The sequence below is a fragment of the Rhodopseudomonas sp. AAP120 genome, from assembly GCF_001295845.1.
GTDB lineage: Bacteria > Pseudomonadota > Alphaproteobacteria > Rhizobiales > Xanthobacteraceae > Rhodopseudomonas.
This window is the reverse complement of record NZ_LJIC01000090.1, coordinates 1-17876: the sequence shown is the minus strand read 5'-3', so window position 1 is coordinate 17876 and position 17876 is coordinate 1. Positions and strand designations below refer to the sequence as shown.

General features: G+C 67.9%; 14 protein-coding genes. 10 read left to right on the top strand and 4 right to left on the bottom strand.

The genetic code is table 11. The features are described from left to right. Window positions 1-181 precede the first annotated feature (181 nt). The 10 genes from rpsA (at window position 182) to IP86_RS14800 (ending at window position 10107) form a co-directional block, all read left to right on the top strand. The gene (rpsA, locus tag IP86_RS14845) at window positions 182-1882 is read left to right on the top strand and encodes a 30S ribosomal protein S1 (RefSeq protein ID WP_054163308.1); all 1701 of its coding nucleotides are present in this window, start codon (window positions 182-184) and stop codon (window positions 1880-1882) included. A 389-nt stretch (window positions 1883-2271) separates the two neighbouring features. Then, window positions 2272-3240, top strand: a complete 969-nt coding sequence (sppA, locus tag IP86_RS14840; RefSeq protein ID WP_054163307.1) for a signal peptide peptidase SppA — start codon at window positions 2272-2274, stop codon at window positions 3238-3240. A gap of 159 nt (window positions 3241-3399) precedes the next feature. Beyond that, window positions 3400-3705 (top strand): integration host factor subunit beta, encoded by a 306-nt coding sequence (locus IP86_RS14835; protein WP_054163306.1) that lies wholly within the window; start codon window positions 3400-3402, stop codon window positions 3703-3705. 54 nt (window positions 3706-3759) lie between these two features. Beyond that, entirely contained in the window at window positions 3760-4146 is a 387-nt protein-coding gene (locus IP86_RS14830) for a LapA family protein (protein ID WP_054163331.1), read from the top strand. Window positions 4147-4203: 57 nt separating this feature from the next. Further along, window positions 4204-4860 carry a phosphoribosylanthranilate isomerase gene (locus IP86_RS14825; RefSeq protein ID WP_054163305.1) on the top strand — a complete coding sequence of 219 codons (657 nt, stop codon included), beginning with the start codon at window positions 4204-4206 and terminating at the stop codon, window positions 4858-4860. A 1-nt stretch (window position 4861) separates the two neighbouring features. Beyond that, entirely contained in the window at window positions 4862-6076 is a 1215-nt protein-coding gene (gene trpB / locus IP86_RS14820; protein ID WP_054163304.1) for a tryptophan synthase subunit beta, read from the top strand. After that, window positions 6076-6912: a tryptophan synthase subunit alpha gene (trpA, locus tag IP86_RS14815; protein WP_054163303.1), complete on the top strand. Its 837-nt coding sequence runs from the start codon at window positions 6076-6078 to the stop codon at window positions 6910-6912. The genes trpB and trpA overlap by 1 nt, the downstream gene beginning before the upstream one ends. 108 nt (window positions 6913-7020) lie before the next feature. Continuing rightward, a complete protein-coding gene (gene accD, locus IP86_RS14810; protein WP_054163330.1) occupies window positions 7021-7989 on the top strand; it encodes an acetyl-CoA carboxylase, carboxyltransferase subunit beta in 969 nt (322 codons plus the stop codon). Then, complete coding sequence (locus tag IP86_RS14805) at window positions 7986-9332, top strand: bifunctional folylpolyglutamate synthase/dihydrofolate synthase (protein WP_054163302.1); 1347 nt, start codon at window positions 7986-7988, stop codon at window positions 9330-9332. The genes accD and IP86_RS14805 overlap by 4 nt, the downstream gene beginning before the upstream one ends. 25 nt (window positions 9333-9357) lie before the next feature. After that, window positions 9358-10107 carry a metallophosphoesterase family protein gene (locus IP86_RS14800; protein WP_054163301.1) on the top strand — a complete coding sequence of 250 codons (750 nt, stop codon included), beginning with the start codon at window positions 9358-9360 and terminating at the stop codon, window positions 10105-10107. Here IP86_RS14800 and IP86_RS14795 read toward each other — a convergent pair. From IP86_RS14795 to addB, 4 genes are all read right to left on the bottom strand, one after another. Next, window positions 10091-11098, bottom strand: a complete 1008-nt coding sequence (locus IP86_RS14795) for an ATP-dependent DNA ligase (protein WP_054163300.1) — start codon at window positions 11096-11098, stop codon at window positions 10091-10093. The two genes, IP86_RS14800 and IP86_RS14795, sit on opposite strands and share 17 nt — an antisense overlap. Before the next feature lie 365 nt (window positions 11099-11463). Next, entirely contained in the window at window positions 11464-11784 is a 321-nt protein-coding gene (gene trxA, locus IP86_RS14790) for a thioredoxin (protein ID WP_054163299.1), read from the bottom strand. 96 nt (window positions 11785-11880) lie between these two features. Continuing rightward, window positions 11881-15387 (bottom strand): double-strand break repair helicase AddA, encoded by a 3507-nt coding sequence (gene addA / locus IP86_RS14785; RefSeq protein ID WP_054163329.1) that lies wholly within the window; start codon window positions 15385-15387, stop codon window positions 11881-11883. After that, window positions 15384-17876: double-strand break repair protein AddB (addB, locus tag IP86_RS14780; protein WP_054163298.1), on the bottom strand; the 2493-nt coding region annotated here is incomplete at its 5' end. The genes addB and addA, both read right to left, overlap by 4 nt.

The window sequence follows — 17876 nt, the reverse complement described above, 5'->3', positions numbered from 1 at the left end:
CTTGGAATGAACGATTGCTGCGATCCGATCGTTTCGGATCAACGGCTCGACCGTGCAGGCATGCTGCCGGCCCGCTCCGCACTCCAATGCGGAGTGGTCGTCAGGTTCGCGGACCCCTGACACTGCGCGCGCGAGACGTCCCTCAACCGAACTGCCGGCGACATCCGCATCTGGAGAACAAATGGCTTCGACTGCTACTTCGTATAACCCGACCCGCGACGATTTCGCCGCGATGCTCGACGAGTCCTTCGCCGGCGGAAACCTTCAGGAAAGCTCCGTCATCAAGGGCAAGGTCGTCGCGATCGAGAAGGACATGGCCGTCATCGACGTCGGCCTGAAGACCGAAGGCCGCGTCGCTTTGCGCGAATTCGCCGGCCCGGGCCGCGACAGCGAACTCAAGGTCGGTGATACCGTCGAGGTGTTCCTCGACCGGATCGAGAATGCGCTCGGCGAAGCCGTGCTGTCGCGCGACAAGGCGCGCCGCGAAGAGAGCTGGGGCAAGCTCGAGAAGGCCTTCAACAACAACGAGAAGGTGTTCGGCGTCATCTTCAATCAGGTCAAGGGCGGCTTCACGGTCGACCTCGACGGCGCCGTGGCGTTCCTGCCGCGCTCGCAGGTCGACATCCGTCCGATCCGCGACGTCGCGCCGCTGATGAACAACTCGCAGCCGTTCCAGATCCTCAAGATGGACCGCCGCCGCGGCAACATCGTGGTGTCGCGCCGCACGGTTCTCGAAGAGACCCGCGCCGAGCAGCGCCAGGAGCTGGTGCAGAACCTCGAAGAAGGTCAGGTGATCGACGGCGTCGTCAAGAACATCACCGATTACGGTGCGTTCGTCGACCTCGGCGGCATCGACGGCCTGCTGCACGTGACCGACATCGCCTGGCGCCGCGTCAACCACCCGACCGAGGTGCTGACGATCGGCCAGACCGTCAAGGTCAAGATCATCAAGATCAACCACGAGACCCACCGCATCTCGCTCGGCATGAAGCAGCTGCTGGACGATCCGTGGCAGGGCATCGAGGCCAAGTACCCGCTCAACGCGCGCTTCACCGGCCGCGTCACCAACATCACCGACTACGGTGCGTTCGTCGAGCTCGAGCCGGGCATCGAAGGCCTGATCCACGTCTCCGAGATGTCGTGGACCAAGAAGAACATGCACCCCGGCAAGATCGTGTCGACCTCGCAGGAAGTCGAAGTGCAGGTGCTCGAAGTGGATTCGGTCAAGCGCCGTATCTCGCTCGGTCTCAAGCAGACGATGCGCAACCCGTGGGAAGTGTTCGTCGAGAAGTATCCGGTCGGTTCGACCGTCGAAGGCGAGGTCAAGAACAAGACCGAGTTCGGTCTGTTCCTGGGTCTCGACGGCGACGTCGACGGCATGGTGCATCTGTCGGACCTCGACTGGAAGCAGCCAGGCGAGCAGGTGATCGACAACTTCAAGAAGGGCGACATGGTCAAGGCCATCGTCCTCGACGTCGATGTCGAGAAGGAGCGCATCTCGCTCGGCGTCAAGCAGCTCGAAGGCGACCCCTTCGCCGAGCCGGGCGACGTCAAGAAGGGCGCTGTCGTGACCTGCGAAGTGCTCGACGTGAAGGAATCGGGCATCGACGTGCAGATCTCCGGCACCGACTTCACCACCTTCATCAAGCGCTCGGAGCTGGCGCGCGACCGCAACGATCAGCGCAGCGACCGCTTCGCTGTCGGTGAGAAGGTCGACGCCCGCGTCATCCAGTTCGACAAGAAGGCCCGCAAGGTCCAGGTGTCGATCAAGGCGCTGGAAGTGGCCGAAGAGAAGGAAGCCATCGCGCAGTACGGCTCGTCCGATTCGGGCGCGACGCTGGGCGACATCCTCGGCACCGCGCTCAAGCAGCGCGACAAGTAAGCCTCGCGGCTTACCGCTCATCAACATCAGGGCTCCGGCATCGCCGGGGCCCTTTTTGTTTGCCCTGCTCTTTGCTTGCCTCGGTTTATTTGTGGCGTGGCCTCGTATCCCGCCGTCATGCCCGGGCTCGTCCCGGGCATGACGAAGGAGAGGCTGTGCCGGGAAAGCGTGGGACGCTCGCGGTCGTCATTGCGAGCGCAGCGAAGCAATCCAGTTCAGTGCACGGCGCTCTGGATTGCTTCGTCGCTGCGCTCCTCGCAATGACGCCGCGAATGGCGTGCAGCCAATCTTGTTTTCTTCATATTGGATTGCAATTGATGTAATCCGCTCACGGAAACGCAACGATCCGCTTTGACAACCGTGAACAGCTATCAGGCCGGAGAATCTCCATGTCGCTCGAGTCCGATGTGATCGTCGATCGCCGCCGCATCCGTCGCAAGCTGACGTTCTGGCGCGTCGCCGCGGTGCTGGTCGCGATCCTCGCGGTGGTGGCGGTCGGCGCGGCGCTGTCGCCGGCCGGCAAGGGCGCGCTGACCACCACGGGCTCGATCGCGCGGATCAAGATCGACGGCCTGATCCGCAGCAATTCCGACCGGATCGAAGCGCTGGAGCGGCTGGAGAAATCGTCGCACGCAGCAGTGATCGTGCACATCAATTCGCCGGGCGGCACCACTGCCGGCTCGGAAGAACTCTACACCGCGCTGATGCGGCTGAAGGCCAAGAAGCCGATGGTGGTGGTGGTCGAGGGCCTCGCAGCGTCGGGCGGCTACATCGCGGCGCTCGCCTCCGACCACATCATCGCGCAGCAGAGTTCGCTGGTCGGCTCGATCGGCGTGCTGTTTCAGTATCCCAACGTCTCCGAACTGATGAAGACGGTCGGCGTCAAGGTCGAGGAAGTGAAGTCGTCGCCGCTGAAGGCCGCGCCGAACGGCTTCGAGCCCACCAGCCCCGAGGCGCGCGCGGCGCTGGAATCGCTGGTGCGCGATTCCTACGCGTGGTTTCGCGACCTGGTGAAGACCCGCCGCACGATGGACGAGGCGCAGCTCGGTGTCGTCGCCGACGGCCGCGTCTTCACCGGCCGTCAGGCCGTCGGTCTGAAACTGATCGACGAACTCGGCGACGAAAAAACCGCCGTGGCGTGGCTGGAATCCGAAAAGAAGGTCAAGAGCGGCCTGCCGATCCGCGACTTCAAGCTCGCGCCGCAATTCGGCGACCTCACCTTCCTGCGTGCCGCCGCAACCATCACACTCGATGCGCTCGGCCTCGGCGCGGTTGCACGTCAGCTCGAGCAATCCGGCGTCGAACGGCTCGGACTCGACGGCATGCTGGCGCTGTGGGCGCCAGGTAGTGCACGCTGACAGCATCCTGATCCGTCACACGGTATTCAAGCCCCGGCAGCGGCCTCGTTCGGGCCGCACCAACGCCCCTCGCCGGGCCAGGCTCATTTGATTTAGCGTCTTGACAGTTCACAGTATTTTCAAGGAAATGGCGGTCCGCACGCACGGACCACATCCTCGATGATTAAATCCGAACTCGTTCAGCGCATCGCCGAGCACAACCCGCACCTTTATCAGCGGGACGTGGAAAACATCGTCAATGCGATCCTCGACGAGATCGTCGAAGCTCTGGCGCGTGGCGATCGGGTGGAGTTGCGCGGCTTCGGCGCGTTTTCGGTGAAGCACCGGCCTGCCCGCGCCGGTCGCAATCCGCGCACCGGCGCGCACGTTCCGGTCGATCAGAAGAGCGTGCCGTTTTTCAAGACGGGCAAGGAGATGCGCGAACGTTTGAATCGCGACTCCGGGAATCCTGATACCGACGCGTGACGCGACGCCCGTTTGCTGGGCAAGCACGTGCTGGGCAAAACGAGCGAGAACGACATGCAGAAGTTTCTGACGGCGCTGGTGCTGATCCCGCTCGGACTGATTTTCATCGTGTTCGCGGTCGCCAACCGCCATCTCGTCACCGTGTCGTTCGACCCGCTGGAGCCGAACGATCCGATGGGCACGGTGCAGCTGCCGCTGTTCGTGCTGATCATCGGCACCGCGATCCTCGGCGTGATCGCCGGCGGCATCGCCACCTGGTTCCGCCAATCGAAGTGGCGACGCGCCGCGCGTCGGCATCAGGCCGAGGCGATCGAGGCGAAAGCCCAGCTCGCCAATCTCCGCGCCAGCGTCATGACGCCGGCCGCGACAGAGCCGCGCCGCATGCTGCTGGACCAGAGTTCCACGGCCGGCAGGCGCGACAAGGCCGGCGCGGCGGTGTAGAACACCGGCGTCTTGCCGGCACCCGTTGCGCGCCGGCCGAAACCTGATCGCAAACCCATGTCCGTCGTCGTCAAAATCTGCGGCCTGTCGACCTGCGACACGCTCGAAGCGGCGGTCGCGGCCGGCGCCGACATGGTCGGCTTCGTGTTCTTTCCGGCATCGCCGCGGCATGTCGGGCTGGACGTCGCGGCCGATCTCGGCAAGCAGGTCGCCGGCCGCGCCGCCAAGGTGGCGCTGACCGTCGATGCCAGCGACGCGCTGATCCGCGACGTCGTCGAGATCCTGCGGCCCGATCTCTTGCAATTGCACGGGCACGAGAGTCCGGAGCGGGTCCGCGCGCTGAAGCAGATGTTCGGCCTGCCGGTGATGAAGGCGATCCCGGTCGCGACCGCCGCCGATCTCGCGGTGCTGCCGGCCTATGCGGACGCGGCCGACCGCATCCTGTTCGACGCCCGCCCGCCCAAGGACGCCACCCGGCCGGGCGGCCTCGGCACGCCGTTCGACTGGGAGTTGCTGCGCGATCTCGATCTCGCGCTGCCCTTCATGGTGTCGGGCGGCATCCATGCCGACAACGTCGCCGAGGCGCTGCGCGTCACCCGCGCCGGCGGCGTCGACGTATCTTCCGGTGTCGAACATGCGCCCGGCGCCAAGGACCCCGACATGATCCGCAGCTTCATCCGCGCCGCGCGCGCCAGCGAAGAGTTGATGACCTGATATGAATCCGATCCTGCCCAACTCGTTTCGATCCGGACCCGACGAACGCGGTCACTTCGGCCTGTTCGGCGGCCGCTTCGTCGCCGAAACGCTGATGCCGCTGATCCTCGATCTGGAAAAGGCTTACGCCGAAGCCAAGGACGATCCGCAATTCCGCGCCGAGATGGACGGCCATCTCAAGCACTATGTCGGACGTCCCTCGCCGCTGTACTACGCGGAGCGGCTGACCGAGCATTTCGGCGGCGCCAAGATCTACTTCAAGCGCGAAGACCTCAACCACACCGGCGCCCACAAGGTGAACAACGTGCTCGGCCAGATCATGCTGGCCAAGCGCATGGGCAAGCCGCGCATCATCGCCGAGACCGGCGCCGGCATGCACGGCGTCGCAACCGCCACGATGTGCGCCAAGTTCGGCCTGCAATGCGTGGTCTATATGGGCGCCGTCGACGTCACCCGGCAGGAGCCGAACGTGCTGCGCATGAAGGCGCTCGGCGCCGAAGTCCGCCCCGTCACGTCCGGCGCCAACACGCTGAAGGACGCCATGAACGAGGCGCTGCGCGACTGGGTCACCAACGTGCACGACACCTTCTACTGCATCGGCACCGTCGCCGGTCCGCATCCCTACCCGATGATGGTGCGCGACTTCCAGGCGGTGATCGGTCAGGAAGTGCGCGAGCAGATCCAGGAGATCGAAGGCCGCCTGCCGGACTCGCTGATCGCCTGCATCGGCGGCGGCTCCAACGCGATGGGGCTGTTTCATCCCTTCCTCGACGACGCCGGCGTGACGATCTACGGCGTCGAAGCCGCTGGCCATGGCCTCGATAAGCTGCATGCCGCATCGATCGCCGGCGGCAAGCCCGGCGTGCTGCACGGCAACCGCACGTACTTGCTGATGGACGAGGACGGCCAGATCCAGGAAGCGCATTCGATCTCGGCCGGCCTCGACTATCCGGGCATCGGGCCGGAGCACGCCTGGCTGCACGATGTCGGCCGCGTCAACTTCCTCTCCGCGACCGACACCGAAGCGCTCGAGGCATTCAAGCTGTGCTGCCGCCTCGAAGGCATCATCCCGGCGCTGGAGCCGAGCCACGCGCTCGCCAAGGTCGCCGACCTGGCGCCGATCCTGCCGAAGGATCACGTCATGGTGCTGAACATGTCGGGCCGCGGCGACAAGGACCTCGCGTCCGTTGCCGAACATCTTGGAGGCAAGTTCTGATGACGACGCGTATCGACGCCCGCTTCGCCGAGCTGAAGCAGCAGGGCCGCAAGGCGCTCGTCACCTTCGTGATGGCGGGCGATCCCGATCTCGCCACTTGCCTGCAGGTGATCAAGGCGCTGCCGGCCGCCGGCTCCGACATCATCGAGATCGGCATGCCGTTCACCGATCCGATGGCCGACGGCCCGGCGATCCAGGCCGCCGGCCTGCGCGCGCTGCACGGCGGCACCACGCTGAAGAAGACGTTGGGGCTGGTCCGCGACTTCCGCGAGGGCGACGCCACGACCCCGATCGTGCTGATGGGCTACTACAATCCGATCTACATCTACGGCGTCGACGCGTTTCTGATCGACGCCAAGGCGGCCGGCGTCGACGGCCTCATCGTCGTCGACCTGCCGCCCGAGGAAGACGCGGAGCTGTGCCTGCCGGCCATGAAGGCCGGGCTCAACTTCATCCGCCTCGCCACCCCGACCACCGACGAAAAGCGGTTGCCGGCGGTGCTCGCCAACACCTCGGGCTTCGTCTATTACGTGTCGATCACCGGCATCACCGGCTCGGCCTCGGCCGATACGACCGCGGTTGCGGACGCGGTGGCCCGGATCAAGCGCCACACCGACCTGCCGGTCTGCGTCGGCTTCGGCATCCGCACCCCGGAGGCCGCCGGCGCGATCGCCGCCCAGGCCGACGGCGCGGTGGTCGGCACGGCGCTGATCGACGCGCTCAAGGCCACCCTCGGCGCCGACAATCGCGCAAGCGAGGGCAGCGTCGCTGCGGTGGCGGATCTGGTGGCCTCGCTGGCCGCCGGCGTCCGCGGCGTCAAACAAGCGGCCGAATAGGCAGTTATCAATTCGGGGCATGGTCTGGACGGAGCCTGGATCCGCCGCCATATCCCGGCAATGCCATCAACCAGCGACGCCGTGTTCGGCGACGCGCGGAGTCCCCTGATGAACTGGTTGACCAACGTCGTCCGTCCGAAGATCCGCAACATGCTGCGGAGGGAAACGCCGGAGAATTTGTGGATCAAATGTCCGGATACCGGGCAGCTGGTGTTCTACAAGGACGTCGAGCAGAACCAGTTCGTCATTCCCGGCTCGAACTATCACATGCGGATGGGCGCGCTGGCCCGGCTGCGTTCGATCTTCGACAACGAGACCTGGTACGACGTCGCGCTGCCCGAGGTCGTCGCCGACCCGCTGAAATTCCGCGACGAGCGCAAATACGTCGACCGCATCAAGGATGCGCGGACCAAGACCGGCGCGCAGGATGCCGTGAAGGTCGGCTTCGGCAAGCTTGAGGGCAACGGCGTCGTCGCCGCCGTGCAGGACTTCGACTTCATGGGCGGCTCGCTCGGGATGGCGGCCGGTGAGGCGATCATCCGCGGCATGGAGCTGGCGGTCGAGAAGCACGCGCCCTTCATCATGTTCGCGGCCTCCGGCGGCGCGCGGATGCAGGAAGGCATCCTGTCGCTGATGCAGATGCCGCGCACCACCGTCGCGGTGCAGATGCTGCGCGAAGCCAAGCTGCCCTACATCGTGGTGCTGACCAACCCGACCACCGGCGGCGTCACCGCCTCCTATGCGATGCTCGGCGACATCCAGCTCGCCGAACCCGGCGCTCTGATCGGCTTCGCCGGCGCCCGCGTGATCGAACAAACCATTCGCGAGAAGCTGCCGGACGGCTTCCAGCGCGCCGAATATCTGCGCGATCACGGCATGGTCGACATGGTGGTGCATCGCCACGATCTGCGCCCGACCCTGGCGCGGCTGTGCCGCATCCTGACCAAGACGCCGCTGCCCGCCACCGAAGCCCCGGCAATCGCCGCCGAAGCCGCTCCGCCGGCGGAGCCCGTCGCCGCGGCCGAGATCGTGGCGACGACGCCCGAGGCGACGCCCCCGGCTGCGCCGCAGGCGTGAGCGCAGCCACCGACCCGCAGCCGTCTGGTTCGGTCGACGAATTGCGCGCGCGCCTCGCGAAACTGCATCCCGCGCGCATCGACCTGACGCTCGGCCGCGTCGAGCGGCTGCTGGCCGCGCTGGACCATCCCGAACAGAGGCTGCCGCCGGTGATCCACATCGCCGGCACCAATGGCAAGGGCTCCACCCTCGCCTTCCTGCGCGCCATCCTCGAAGCCGCCGGGCTCAGCGTCCACGCCTACACCTCGCCGCATCTGGTGCGCGTCAACGAGACCATCCGGCTCGGCCGGCCGGGCGGCGGCGTGCTGGTGAGCGACGACGAACTCGCCGCGGCGCTGGCGCATTGCGAACGCGTCAATGCCGGCGCGCCGATCACGCTGTTCGAGATCGAAACCGTCGCGGCATTCTGGCTGTTCGCGCAGCATCCGGCGGACGTATTGCTGCTCGAAGTCGGCCTCGGCGGCCGGCTCGACTCCACCAACGTGATCGAGCAGCCGCTCGCCTGCGTGCTGACACCGATCGGCATCGACCACACCGAGTTTCTCGGGCCCACGCTCGCCGACATCGCGGCCGAGAAGGCCGGCATCCTGCGCCGCGGCGCGCCGGTGATCGTCGCCGAGCAGGACGATGCGGCGATGGCGGTGATCGAGCGCGAAGCCAAGCGCCAGCGCGCGCCGCTGTTCGCCTGCGGCCAGCAATGGCACGTGCAGATCGAACACGGCCGGCTCGCGTACCAGGACGAACGCGGCCTCCTCGACCTCACCGCGCCAAAACTGTTCGGACGACACCAGATCGACAATGCCGGCCTCGCGATCGCGACGCTGCGGGCGCAGACGCGCTTCAACATCGATCAGGCCGCGTATCAGGCGGGATTACTCACCGCCGAGTGGCCGGCGCGGATGCAGCGGCTGACCACCGGCAAGCTGCTCGACGACGCGCCGGCGGGCTGCGAGCTGTGGCTCGACGGCGCTCACAACGCCGATGGCGGCCGCGTCGCCGCCGCGGCGCTGGGCGATCTCGAAGAGCGCGTGTCGCGGCCGCTGGTGCTGATCGCCGGCATGATGGCCAACAAGGACGCGGCCGCGTTCCTCGCCAACTTCACCGGGCTGACCCGGCATCTGATCGTCGTGCCGATCCCGGACCGCGACGGCGCGATGCCGCCGGACCGCCTCGCCGAGGCCGGCCGCGCGCTCGGCCTGCGCGTCGAGCTTGCCGAGGATGTCCCGGCGGCGCTGCGGCGCATCGCATCGCTTGCCTACGAGTTGCCGCCGCGTATCCTGATCACCGGCTCGCTGTATCTCGCCGGCCACGTGCTGAGCCTCAACGGCACGCCGCCGAGCTAACAACAACAAATGACGAGGACCCACCATGCGGATCGCCGCCATCGCCGACATGCATAGCAACTACGCGGCGCTGGAGGCGGTGCTGGCCGACATCAGCGCTCAGGGCGTCGATCGCATCGTCTGCCTCGGTGACATGGCCAGCGGCCCGCTCGACGCGCGTCGGACGCTCGACATGCTGATGGCGCTCGACGCCGACGTCGTGCGTGGCAATCACGACCGCTATCTGTTCGACCGCCCGCGCGACCAGATGGGCGCCTGGGACAAGATCGCGTTCGATCAGCTGAGCACACCGCATCTCGACTGGCTGCGCTCTCTGCCGGCCACACGCGTGCTGAACGACGATGTGTTTCTCTGCCACGCCACGCCGGGCGACGACGAAACCTACTGGCTCGAAACCGTCAATCCGGACGGCGCGATCCGGATGTCGGAACTGGCGGCGATCGAGGCCCATGCCGAAGGGCTGACGCAGTCGCTGATCCTGTGCGCCCACACCCACATTCCGCGCGCGGTGCGGCTGAGTGACGGCCGCCTGATCGTCAACCCCGGCAGCGCCGGCTGCCCGGGCTATCGCGACCGCACGCCCTATCCGCATCGCATGCAGACCGGCACGCCCGACGCCAGCTACGCGATCATCGACCGCGCGCACGGCACGTGGCAGGTCGCTTTCCGGCTGACCCCCTATGATCACCAGGCGATGGCGGCGCTGGCGCGGCAGAACGGCATGGCGGCCTATGCCGACACGTTGGCGACCGGTTGGGTCACGCCAGCAGCTTGAGCGGATCAATGTGCTTCTGCGCGAGCTGATCCATCGTGCATTGCTTCGGTGCCTTGTCGGGACGCCAGCGCAGTAAGCTCGTGCCGTGGCGGAAGCGGTCGCCGCTGAAGTGATCGTAGCAGACTTCGACCACCAGCTTGGGCGCGAGCGGCTGCCATTGTGACGAACGCTCGGTCGACCACCGGCTCGGCCCGCCCGGCGCATTGCCGGTGAAGCCTTCGCCCGGCAGCTTTTCCAGCTTGTCGGTCAGCGCCGGCTTGTCGGCGCGCTTCAGCGCCGAGGTGAAGCCGACGTGATGCAGCAGGCCGGCTTTGTCGTAGAGCCCGAGCAGCAGCGAGCCGACCACCTTGCGGCCATCGAGCGTGGCGCTGGCATAGCGGAAGCCGCCGACGACGCAATCGGCGCTGCGGAATTTCTTGATCTTCTGCATGCCGTCGCGATTGCCGGACTGATACGCGAGGTCGCGGCGCTTGGCGATCACCCCGTCGGAGCCGCCGCCGGCTTGCGCCAGCCATTTCGCCGTCTGCTTGTCGCTGGTGGTGACCGGCGACAGCCGGAACGTCGGGTGGCCTTTGAACTGCGCTTTGGCAAAGGATTCCAGCGCTTTGCGCCGTTCAGACAGCGGCTCCGCGCCGAGCGCCTCGTCGCGCGGGCTCGCCAGCAGATCGAACACCAACAGCAGCGCCGGTGTCTCCGAGGAGAGCTTTTTGACGCGGCTCGCGGCCGGATGAATCCGCTGCAGCAGCGCGTCGAACGAGAACGTCCGTCCCTGCGGCACCACGATCTCGCCGTCGAGCACGAAACGCTCGGCCTTCAGCTTCAGGGCCGCCGCAACTAACTCCGGGAAGTAGCGGGTGAGATCCTCGCCGGACTTCGACCACAGCGCGACATCATCGCCGCTGCGCACCATCAGGCAGCGAAAGCCGTCCCATTTCGGCTCGTACTGCCACTGCGCGCCGATGGGAATCGCATCGACCGACCGCGCCTCCATCGGCGCGAGCGGGGCGGCGGATTTGGTTTTCGCAGACTTCGTTCGACCTCGCACGGCCGCGCTCATGGGTAGAAGCCGCAAGCGCTGTGCCCGTGGCGCCCCCACCCCAACCCTCCCCCGCAAGAGCGGGAGAGGGAGCTCGCTGTGCGCGAGGATAGGGGAGCGGCAGGCGACGACGCTTCGCGCCGAGCACGGCCGGTCCCCTCTCCCGCTTGCGGGAGAGGGCTAGGGTGAGGGCGACGCGGGCACGGCGTGCGTGCGCAAGTAACTCGGCTCCGAGCCAGTGTCATAGCGCGCACCACCCTCCAAAACGCAAAACGGCCGGCGTGAGCCGGCCGTTGCAAACGTTCGTCGGGCGTCGGAGTTCAGACGGCCGAGCTGATCCACTGCTGCAGCTTGGCCTTCGGCGCGGCGCCGACCTGGCGGGAGGCCATTTCGCCGCCCTTGAAGATCATCAGCGTCGGGATCGACATCACGCCGTACTTCGAGGCCGTCACCGGGCTCTCGTCGACGTTGAGCTTGACGATCTTCACCTTGTCGCCCATCGCGCCGGAAATCTCGTCCAGCGCCGGCGCGATCATGCGGCACGGGCCGCACCACTCGGCCCAGAAATCCACCACCACAGGGCCCTGCGCCTTGAGAACTTCAGCTTCGAAATCGGAGTCAGACACCTTGCCTACGGCCATGGGATACCTCGTGGGGGAGCGGATAAGGGCGGTAAGGGAATCGCGCCCGGATGATGAATTGAACGTATGAATGCGCCGGGGCGGGGTCAAGCACGCTCACGCGGCCGTTAGGGCCGCCAGCTCCGCGTCCAGCGCAGACGCCGAAAGCTCCATGATGTCAGGCACTTCGGTCCACAGCAGGGCGGCCCGGACGCTGCGCTGGGGATAAAGCCGGGCCAGCACGGCGCGGTACAGCGCGAGCTGGCGCAGATAGGCAGGCGGCACCTCGGCCAGGCTGCGCGGCGGGGCGTGGTTGGTCTTGAAATCGACGATCAACACATCGGTCTGCGTCACCACCAGCCGGTCGATCTGGCCGGAAACCAGCACCGGCTCGCCGCGCCGCTGCAGCCGGCCGACGATCGGCACCTCCGCGCGGCTGCCGGGCGCGAACACCGCGGCGAAGCGCGGATCGCCGATCACCTCCAGCACCCGCGCGGCCAGCGCGTCGCGCTCGCCGGCGTCCCAGTCAGCGGCGTTGCGGGCGAGGAAGCGGGTGGCGGCGCCGGGCCGCGCGTCCGGCGGCAGGTCCGGCAGCGATTGCAGCAGGCGGTGCACCAGCGTGCCGCGCTGCAGGGCGCGTTTGCGCTCGGTGTCGGATTCGCCGCGGCGCAGCCGGCGTGCATCGGCCTCGTCGGAGTCGGACGGCCGCAGCAGCGGCTCGGGCTCACGCCGCGCCGGCGCGGGCTTATGCAGCCAGGCCGGCAGCGTCAGCGCCGCCGCCGCGTCGCCCTTCGCCTCACCCGCCGGCGTCACCATTTCGACGACGTCGTCCTCAGGCCGGCAATAGCGCTTCACTGCGCCGTCCGGCGGCGGCACGGTGCGCATCGCGAGGCCCGAATTTTCCAGTCCCTTGCTGATCAAATCGTACCAGGACAGCGCGCGGACGTCGTTGCGGTTGCCCGGCATGCAGCCGCCGACGATCAGCCGGTCGGCCGCGCGGGTCATCGCCACGTAGAGCAGCCGGCGATACTCGTCCTCGGTCTCGGCGATCATCGCGGCGCGGGCCTGCTCGACGACGCGCGGATCGTTCGCCTTGCGCCCGGCCCACACCATCGCGGACGGCGCGCCGGGCTGCGCATTGCCGGCCGGCAGCCGGATCAGATTGAGCCGCTGGGTGTCGGCCGGCGACGACGTGGTATCGACCAGGAACACCACCGGCGCTTCGAGTCCCTTGGCGCCGTGCACGGTCATCACCCGGACTTCGTCGCGCGAGATTTCCATGTCGCGCTTGATCTCGGTATCGGCCGCGCGCAGCCACGCCATGAAGCCCTGCAGCGACGGCGCCTGCTTCTGCTCGTAGGCGAGCGCCAGTTCAAGAAACTCGTCGAGCGCGTCGTTGGCCTCCGGGCCGAGCCGGCGCAGGATGCGGGCGCGGCCGCTGTCGCGCGCGCCGTCGCCGCCGAGCAGCCAGGCGTAGAAGCCGAACGGCGTATCGCCGAGCGCCCGCGCCGCGCAGGCGTCGAGGCGCTGCTGCACCACGGTTAGTTTCGTATCGCCCGCCGCCTTGTCGCGCAGCGCCGCGCGCAGCGAGCCCTTGCGGCGCCAGGCCAGCCGGAACAGATCGTCGTCGTCGAGGCCGAACAGCGGGCTCTTCAGCGCCACCGCCAGCGCCAGATCGTCCTGCGGCAGCAGCAGCGCGTCGGCGAGATTCATCAGGTCGATGATCGCGATATGCTCGGTCAGCTTCAGCCGGTCGGCGCCGGCGACCGGAATGCCGCCGCGCTTCAACGCCTGGATCACCGCATCGAACGCCGAGCCGCGACGCCGCACCAGGATCAGCACGTCGCCATAGCTGAGCCGACGCCGCGCGCCGACCGGACCGGTCATGGTGCCGTCCGCAATCAGTGCGGCGATCTCAGCCCGCACCTTGTCGGCGAGCCGCACCTCAGGGCTGGTCTCCGACACCGCATCGAACGGCGCGCGCCAGCCTTCCATCGACTGCTTCTCGTCGGGTAGTTCCAGCGGCCACAGATCGATCAGGCTGGGGCCGGCGTCGTTGAGCGCCTGGTGCAGCGGGTAGCTCGTATCGGCGTGGATGCTGCGATAGATCTCGGGATCGCGGAAGACGTGATCGACCGAGTGCAGAATGGTGGCGCCGGAGCGGAACGAGTAGTTGAAGCTGACCTTCTCGAAGGTCAGCCCGGCGCCGTGGAAACGGCGCTGCAGCAGGTCGCGGCGCTCGGCGAACTCCTTCGGCACCGCGCCCTGGAACGAAAAGATCGACTGTTTCTCGTCGCCCACCGCGAACACGGTGCGCCGGATGCCGTCGCGCGCGCCCTCGCCGGCGGTGAACTCGGCGATCAGATGCGCGACGATGTCCCATTGCTTCGGGCTGGTGTCCTGCGCCTCGTCGATCAGCACATGATCGACGCCGCGATCGAGCTTGAAATGCACCCAGCTCGACGCGCCGCTGTCGAGCATCTGCAGCGTCTTGTCGATCAGGTCGTCGTAATCGAGCAGGCCGCGCTCCTGCTTCTCCTGCGCGATGCGGCCGGCGACGTCAGCGGCGATCACCAGCAGCGCCCGCGTGCGCTCGCGCGTTAACAGCGCGCGGCGGCGCTCCAGCAGGCCTTCGAGCCGCTCGCCCTCGCGCTTCAGATCCTCGGCGAAGCCGGGCATCGGATCGGAAATCTTCTTGGTCGCGAAGCTTTTGCGCAGCTTGGCTTCCTTGGTGAAGAACAGCTCGAGATACTTCTCGAGCTGCGCCGTATCGCTCGCCGCCAGCGCGTCGCGCAGCCGCTGCGCCTGATCCAGATCGGTCTTGCTGCCGCCGTCGAAAACGGCCGCACTGTCGGCCCAGCGGACCCGCGGCAGATACGGGCCGTCGACGATGTCGCGATCGACGTCGGCGCAACTATCAGCGGGATCGACGCCGAGCGTTCTTGATAACTGCGCCATCGCGCCGTCGACGCCGCCGGCCTGCGCGATCCAGCCGAGGAAGCGGTCGCGGCTCATGCAGGCTTCCTGCACCACCTCACGGAAGGTGATATCGGCCGCGCTGGTCATCGCCAGCGCCAGCGCCTGGCCGGCCGCGCTGTCCGGCGCCGCCGCGGCCTGCAGCAGCACCGCGAGGCTGGCGCGCTGCATCAGCTCGGCCTGGTCGCGATCGTCCAGCACGGTGAACCGCGCCGGCACGTTGGCCTCGAATGGAAACTGCTGCAGCAGCCGCGTGCACAGCGCGTGAATGGTCTGCACCTTCAGCCCACCCGGCGTCTCCAACGCGCAGGCGAACAATTTTCGCGCTTGCGCGAGAAGAGAAGAACCGACCGACTTGATCCCGGTCTGGCGGATCGCGTCGGCGAGCTGGTCATCGTCCAGCGTCACCCAGCGGCCGAGCGTGGTGAACACCCGCTCCGCCATGTTGGCGGCCGCCGCCTTGGTAAAGGTGATACACAGGATGCGCTCCGGCGGCACGCCGTCGAGCAACAGACGGATCACGCGCTGGACCAGCACATGCGTCTTGCCCGAGCCGGCGTTGGCGGAGACGAACACCGAGGCACTCGGATCGGACGCCAGGATCTGCCGCTCGCGCGCCTGCTCGGGAATGATCCGCGGCCCGCTCATGCGCCGTCTCCCGCGCCGCCGGCCGCCGACCATTCCTTGATCCGCGCCAGATCGTCGTAGCGGCCATAGCGCTGCGCCCACATCGACAGCACCAGCGCGTGATACGGCTGCGCCGCGTCGTCGAAACGGCGGATCAGCCCGGTGAGCTTGGCCAGCGCCTCGGCCGCGGCGTCATCGGGCTCCTGCGGCTCGTCCTTGCGTTCGATCTTCAGTTCCAGCACGCGCTCGTCGCCGGGCGGCGAGTTGCCGCTGAGCTTGACGTAAGTGAGTTCGGCGACCGACGCGCCGGCATCGATGCCGTCGAAACCGCCGGCGCGCAGGATCGCGGCTTCCAGCGTCAGCTGCGGCGACAGGCCCATCCGGACCTGCTTGCCGGTCGGCGGGTTGCCGGTCTTGTAGTCGAGGATCGCGTAGTTGCCGTCGGCGCGATGCTCGATGCGGTCGGCTCGCGCCGACAGCACGAAGTTGCGGCCGCCGTCGAGCGGGATCGACAGCGAGCCGCTGCGCTCGGCGATGACATGGCGCAGATGCGGACGGCGGTCCTGCTCCCAATTGGCGAACCAGCCGGCGACGCGCAAAAAGCGCGGCCACCACAGCGCGCGCGCCTCGGGATGATCCATCAGCGGCGCGAAATGCCTGGCGCCGATGTCGCGCAGCACCTGCGCCGGATCGTCCGGCAATGCGTCGGCAAAGCGCTCGGTGAATTCGCCGAGCGCCTCGTGGATCGCCGAGCCGCGATCGGCCGCCGACAGCGGCATGTCGACCGGATCGAGCGGCGACAGGCCGAGAATGTATTTGGCGTAGATCGTATAGGGATCGCGCAGCCAGTCCTCGATCGCGGTGACCGACAGTTTGAGCGGCCGCGCCTCGCGCGGCGGCTTCGGCGCCGGCTGCGCGATCGGCTTGACCTCGGCGGGGCGATCGAGCGCTTGCGCGTAGTCGAGGTACATTTGCCCGCGCTGCTTCAGCGTACTCCAGCGCGTCTTGCCGGCGACCGCTTCGAGCCGGTGCAGAAACCGCGACACCACCGCCGGCGCGCCGCCGACCTTGTTGGCATGGGTCAGGATCACTTCGTCGGCGCCGAGCGCCTGCGCGAAGTCGTGCGCCGACAGGCCGATGCGGCGCTCGGGAAGGTCGAGACCGAGTTCGTGGCGCATCGGCCGCGACAACCACGGATCGATCCGCGGCGCCGGCGGCCAGACGCCTTCGACCAGGCCGCCGAGAATGACGCGGTCGTGCGTGGTGAGACGCGCTTCGAGCGGGCCGTAGATCCGCAGCGCCGCTTCGGCGAGTTCGGGGCGGCGCACGGTGATGTCGCCGAACGCGGTCTCGAACACGTCCGGATAGTCGTGCGGCGGCACCGGCACGCCGGCGCTGGGCTCGACCTCGGCGAGATCATCGAACGCGCGCAGCAGCGCCGAACCCTGCTGGCCTTCGAACGCGACGGCGATGCCATCCGCATCGGTCGACAGCGCGGTCAGCACCTCGCGATGCCGCTGGCCGAACACGCAGAGGTCGAGCGGGTCGGCGCCGACGCTCTCCAGCGGCAACAGTGCAGCGCGTAGTTCGCCGATCAACACCTGCGCGGCCTCGAGCGCGTCGTCGCCGAGCCGTGCGCGCGGCTCGGACGCATGCAGCGCGCTGAGTTCGCCGCGCTTCAGCTTGCCGAGTTCGGCGCGGAACGTCGCATAGTCCTTCAGCAGCCCTTCGCAGCCGGGCGACGGCCGGGTGCCGCGCAGCAGCGCCAGCTCCAGCGTTTCGATCGCGGCGCGCCAGCCGTGGGCGACGCGGCCGAGCCGCAGCAGCGGATGTTTCAGCAGCGCCAGCAGCGTCGGCGGCTCGCAGCCGTGCAGCGCCGTCTCTGCGGCGAGCCGTGCGAAAATGCCCGCCTGGGTGTCCATCAGCGAATCGCCGCCGGAATCGTCGACCGGCAGATTCCAGCGCCCGAGCGCGGCGACGACGCGGCGCGCCAGCGCGCGATCCGGCGTCACCAGCGCGGCGGTGCGGCCGAGTTCGGTCGCCTCGCGGAGCGCCACTGCGATCGCCAGCGCCTCGATCTCCGAATTCGGCGCCTCGATCAGCGTGAGCTTATCGGTGCCGGCTTCGATCAGATGCTCGACCCGCGGATCGGCCAGCCGATCGTGCCACACCGCGGTCGCCGACGACGGCCGCATCGCTTCGGAGGCGAGCACTTCGCGGCCAGGCCGCGCGCTGACTCCGAGTCGCCGGACATCGCGGCGCCGCAGGCCCATCCGCGTCAGCAGGCCGTGGAGCGCGAACTGCGGATGGTTCGGCGAAGGCGGCGCAAGCTGCTTGCCCTGCTTGTCGCGCGTGCCTTCGATCAGGTCCCACGCCGCATCGTCGAGCTCCATGTCGAGCCCCGGCAACACCACGGCGCCGTGCGGCAGTCCGGCGATGGCGTGCAGCAGCCGCGCGGTCGCCGGCATCGAGCCGGTCGAGCCCGCGGCGATCACCGGGCCGCCCGGATG

Coding starts and splice junctions, on each gene's coding strand:
- IP86_RS14800 (WP_054163301.1), top strand. CDS start 9,358: ATGCGGATCGCCGCCATCGCCGACATGCATAGCAACTACGCGGCGCTG.
- trpB (WP_054163304.1), top strand. CDS start 4,862: ATGAATCCGATCCTGCCCAACTCGTTTCGATCCGGACCCGACGAACGC.
- IP86_RS14830 (WP_054163331.1), top strand. CDS start 3,760: ATGCAGAAGTTTCTGACGGCGCTGGTGCTGATCCCGCTCGGACTGATT.
- addA (WP_054163329.1), bottom strand. CDS start 15,387: ATGAGCGGGCCGCGGATCATTCCCGAGCAGGCGCGCGAGCGGCAGATC.
- trxA (WP_054163299.1), bottom strand. CDS start 11,784: ATGGCCGTAGGCAAGGTGTCTGACTCCGATTTCGAAGCTGAAGTTCTC.
- accD (WP_054163330.1), top strand. CDS start 7,021: ATGAACTGGTTGACCAACGTCGTCCGTCCGAAGATCCGCAACATGCTG.
- trpA (WP_054163303.1), top strand. CDS start 6,076: ATGACGACGCGTATCGACGCCCGCTTCGCCGAGCTGAAGCAGCAGGGC.
- IP86_RS14825 (WP_054163305.1), top strand. CDS start 4,204: ATGTCCGTCGTCGTCAAAATCTGCGGCCTGTCGACCTGCGACACGCTC.
- sppA (WP_054163307.1), top strand. CDS start 2,272: ATGTCGCTCGAGTCCGATGTGATCGTCGATCGCCGCCGCATCCGTCGC.
- IP86_RS14795 (WP_054163300.1), bottom strand. CDS start 11,098: ATGGAGGCGCGGTCGGTCGATGCGATTCCCATCGGCGCGCAGTGGCAG.
- rpsA (WP_054163308.1), top strand. CDS start 182: ATGGCTTCGACTGCTACTTCGTATAACCCGACCCGCGACGATTTCGCC.
- IP86_RS14835 (WP_054163306.1), top strand. CDS start 3,400: ATGATTAAATCCGAACTCGTTCAGCGCATCGCCGAGCACAACCCGCAC.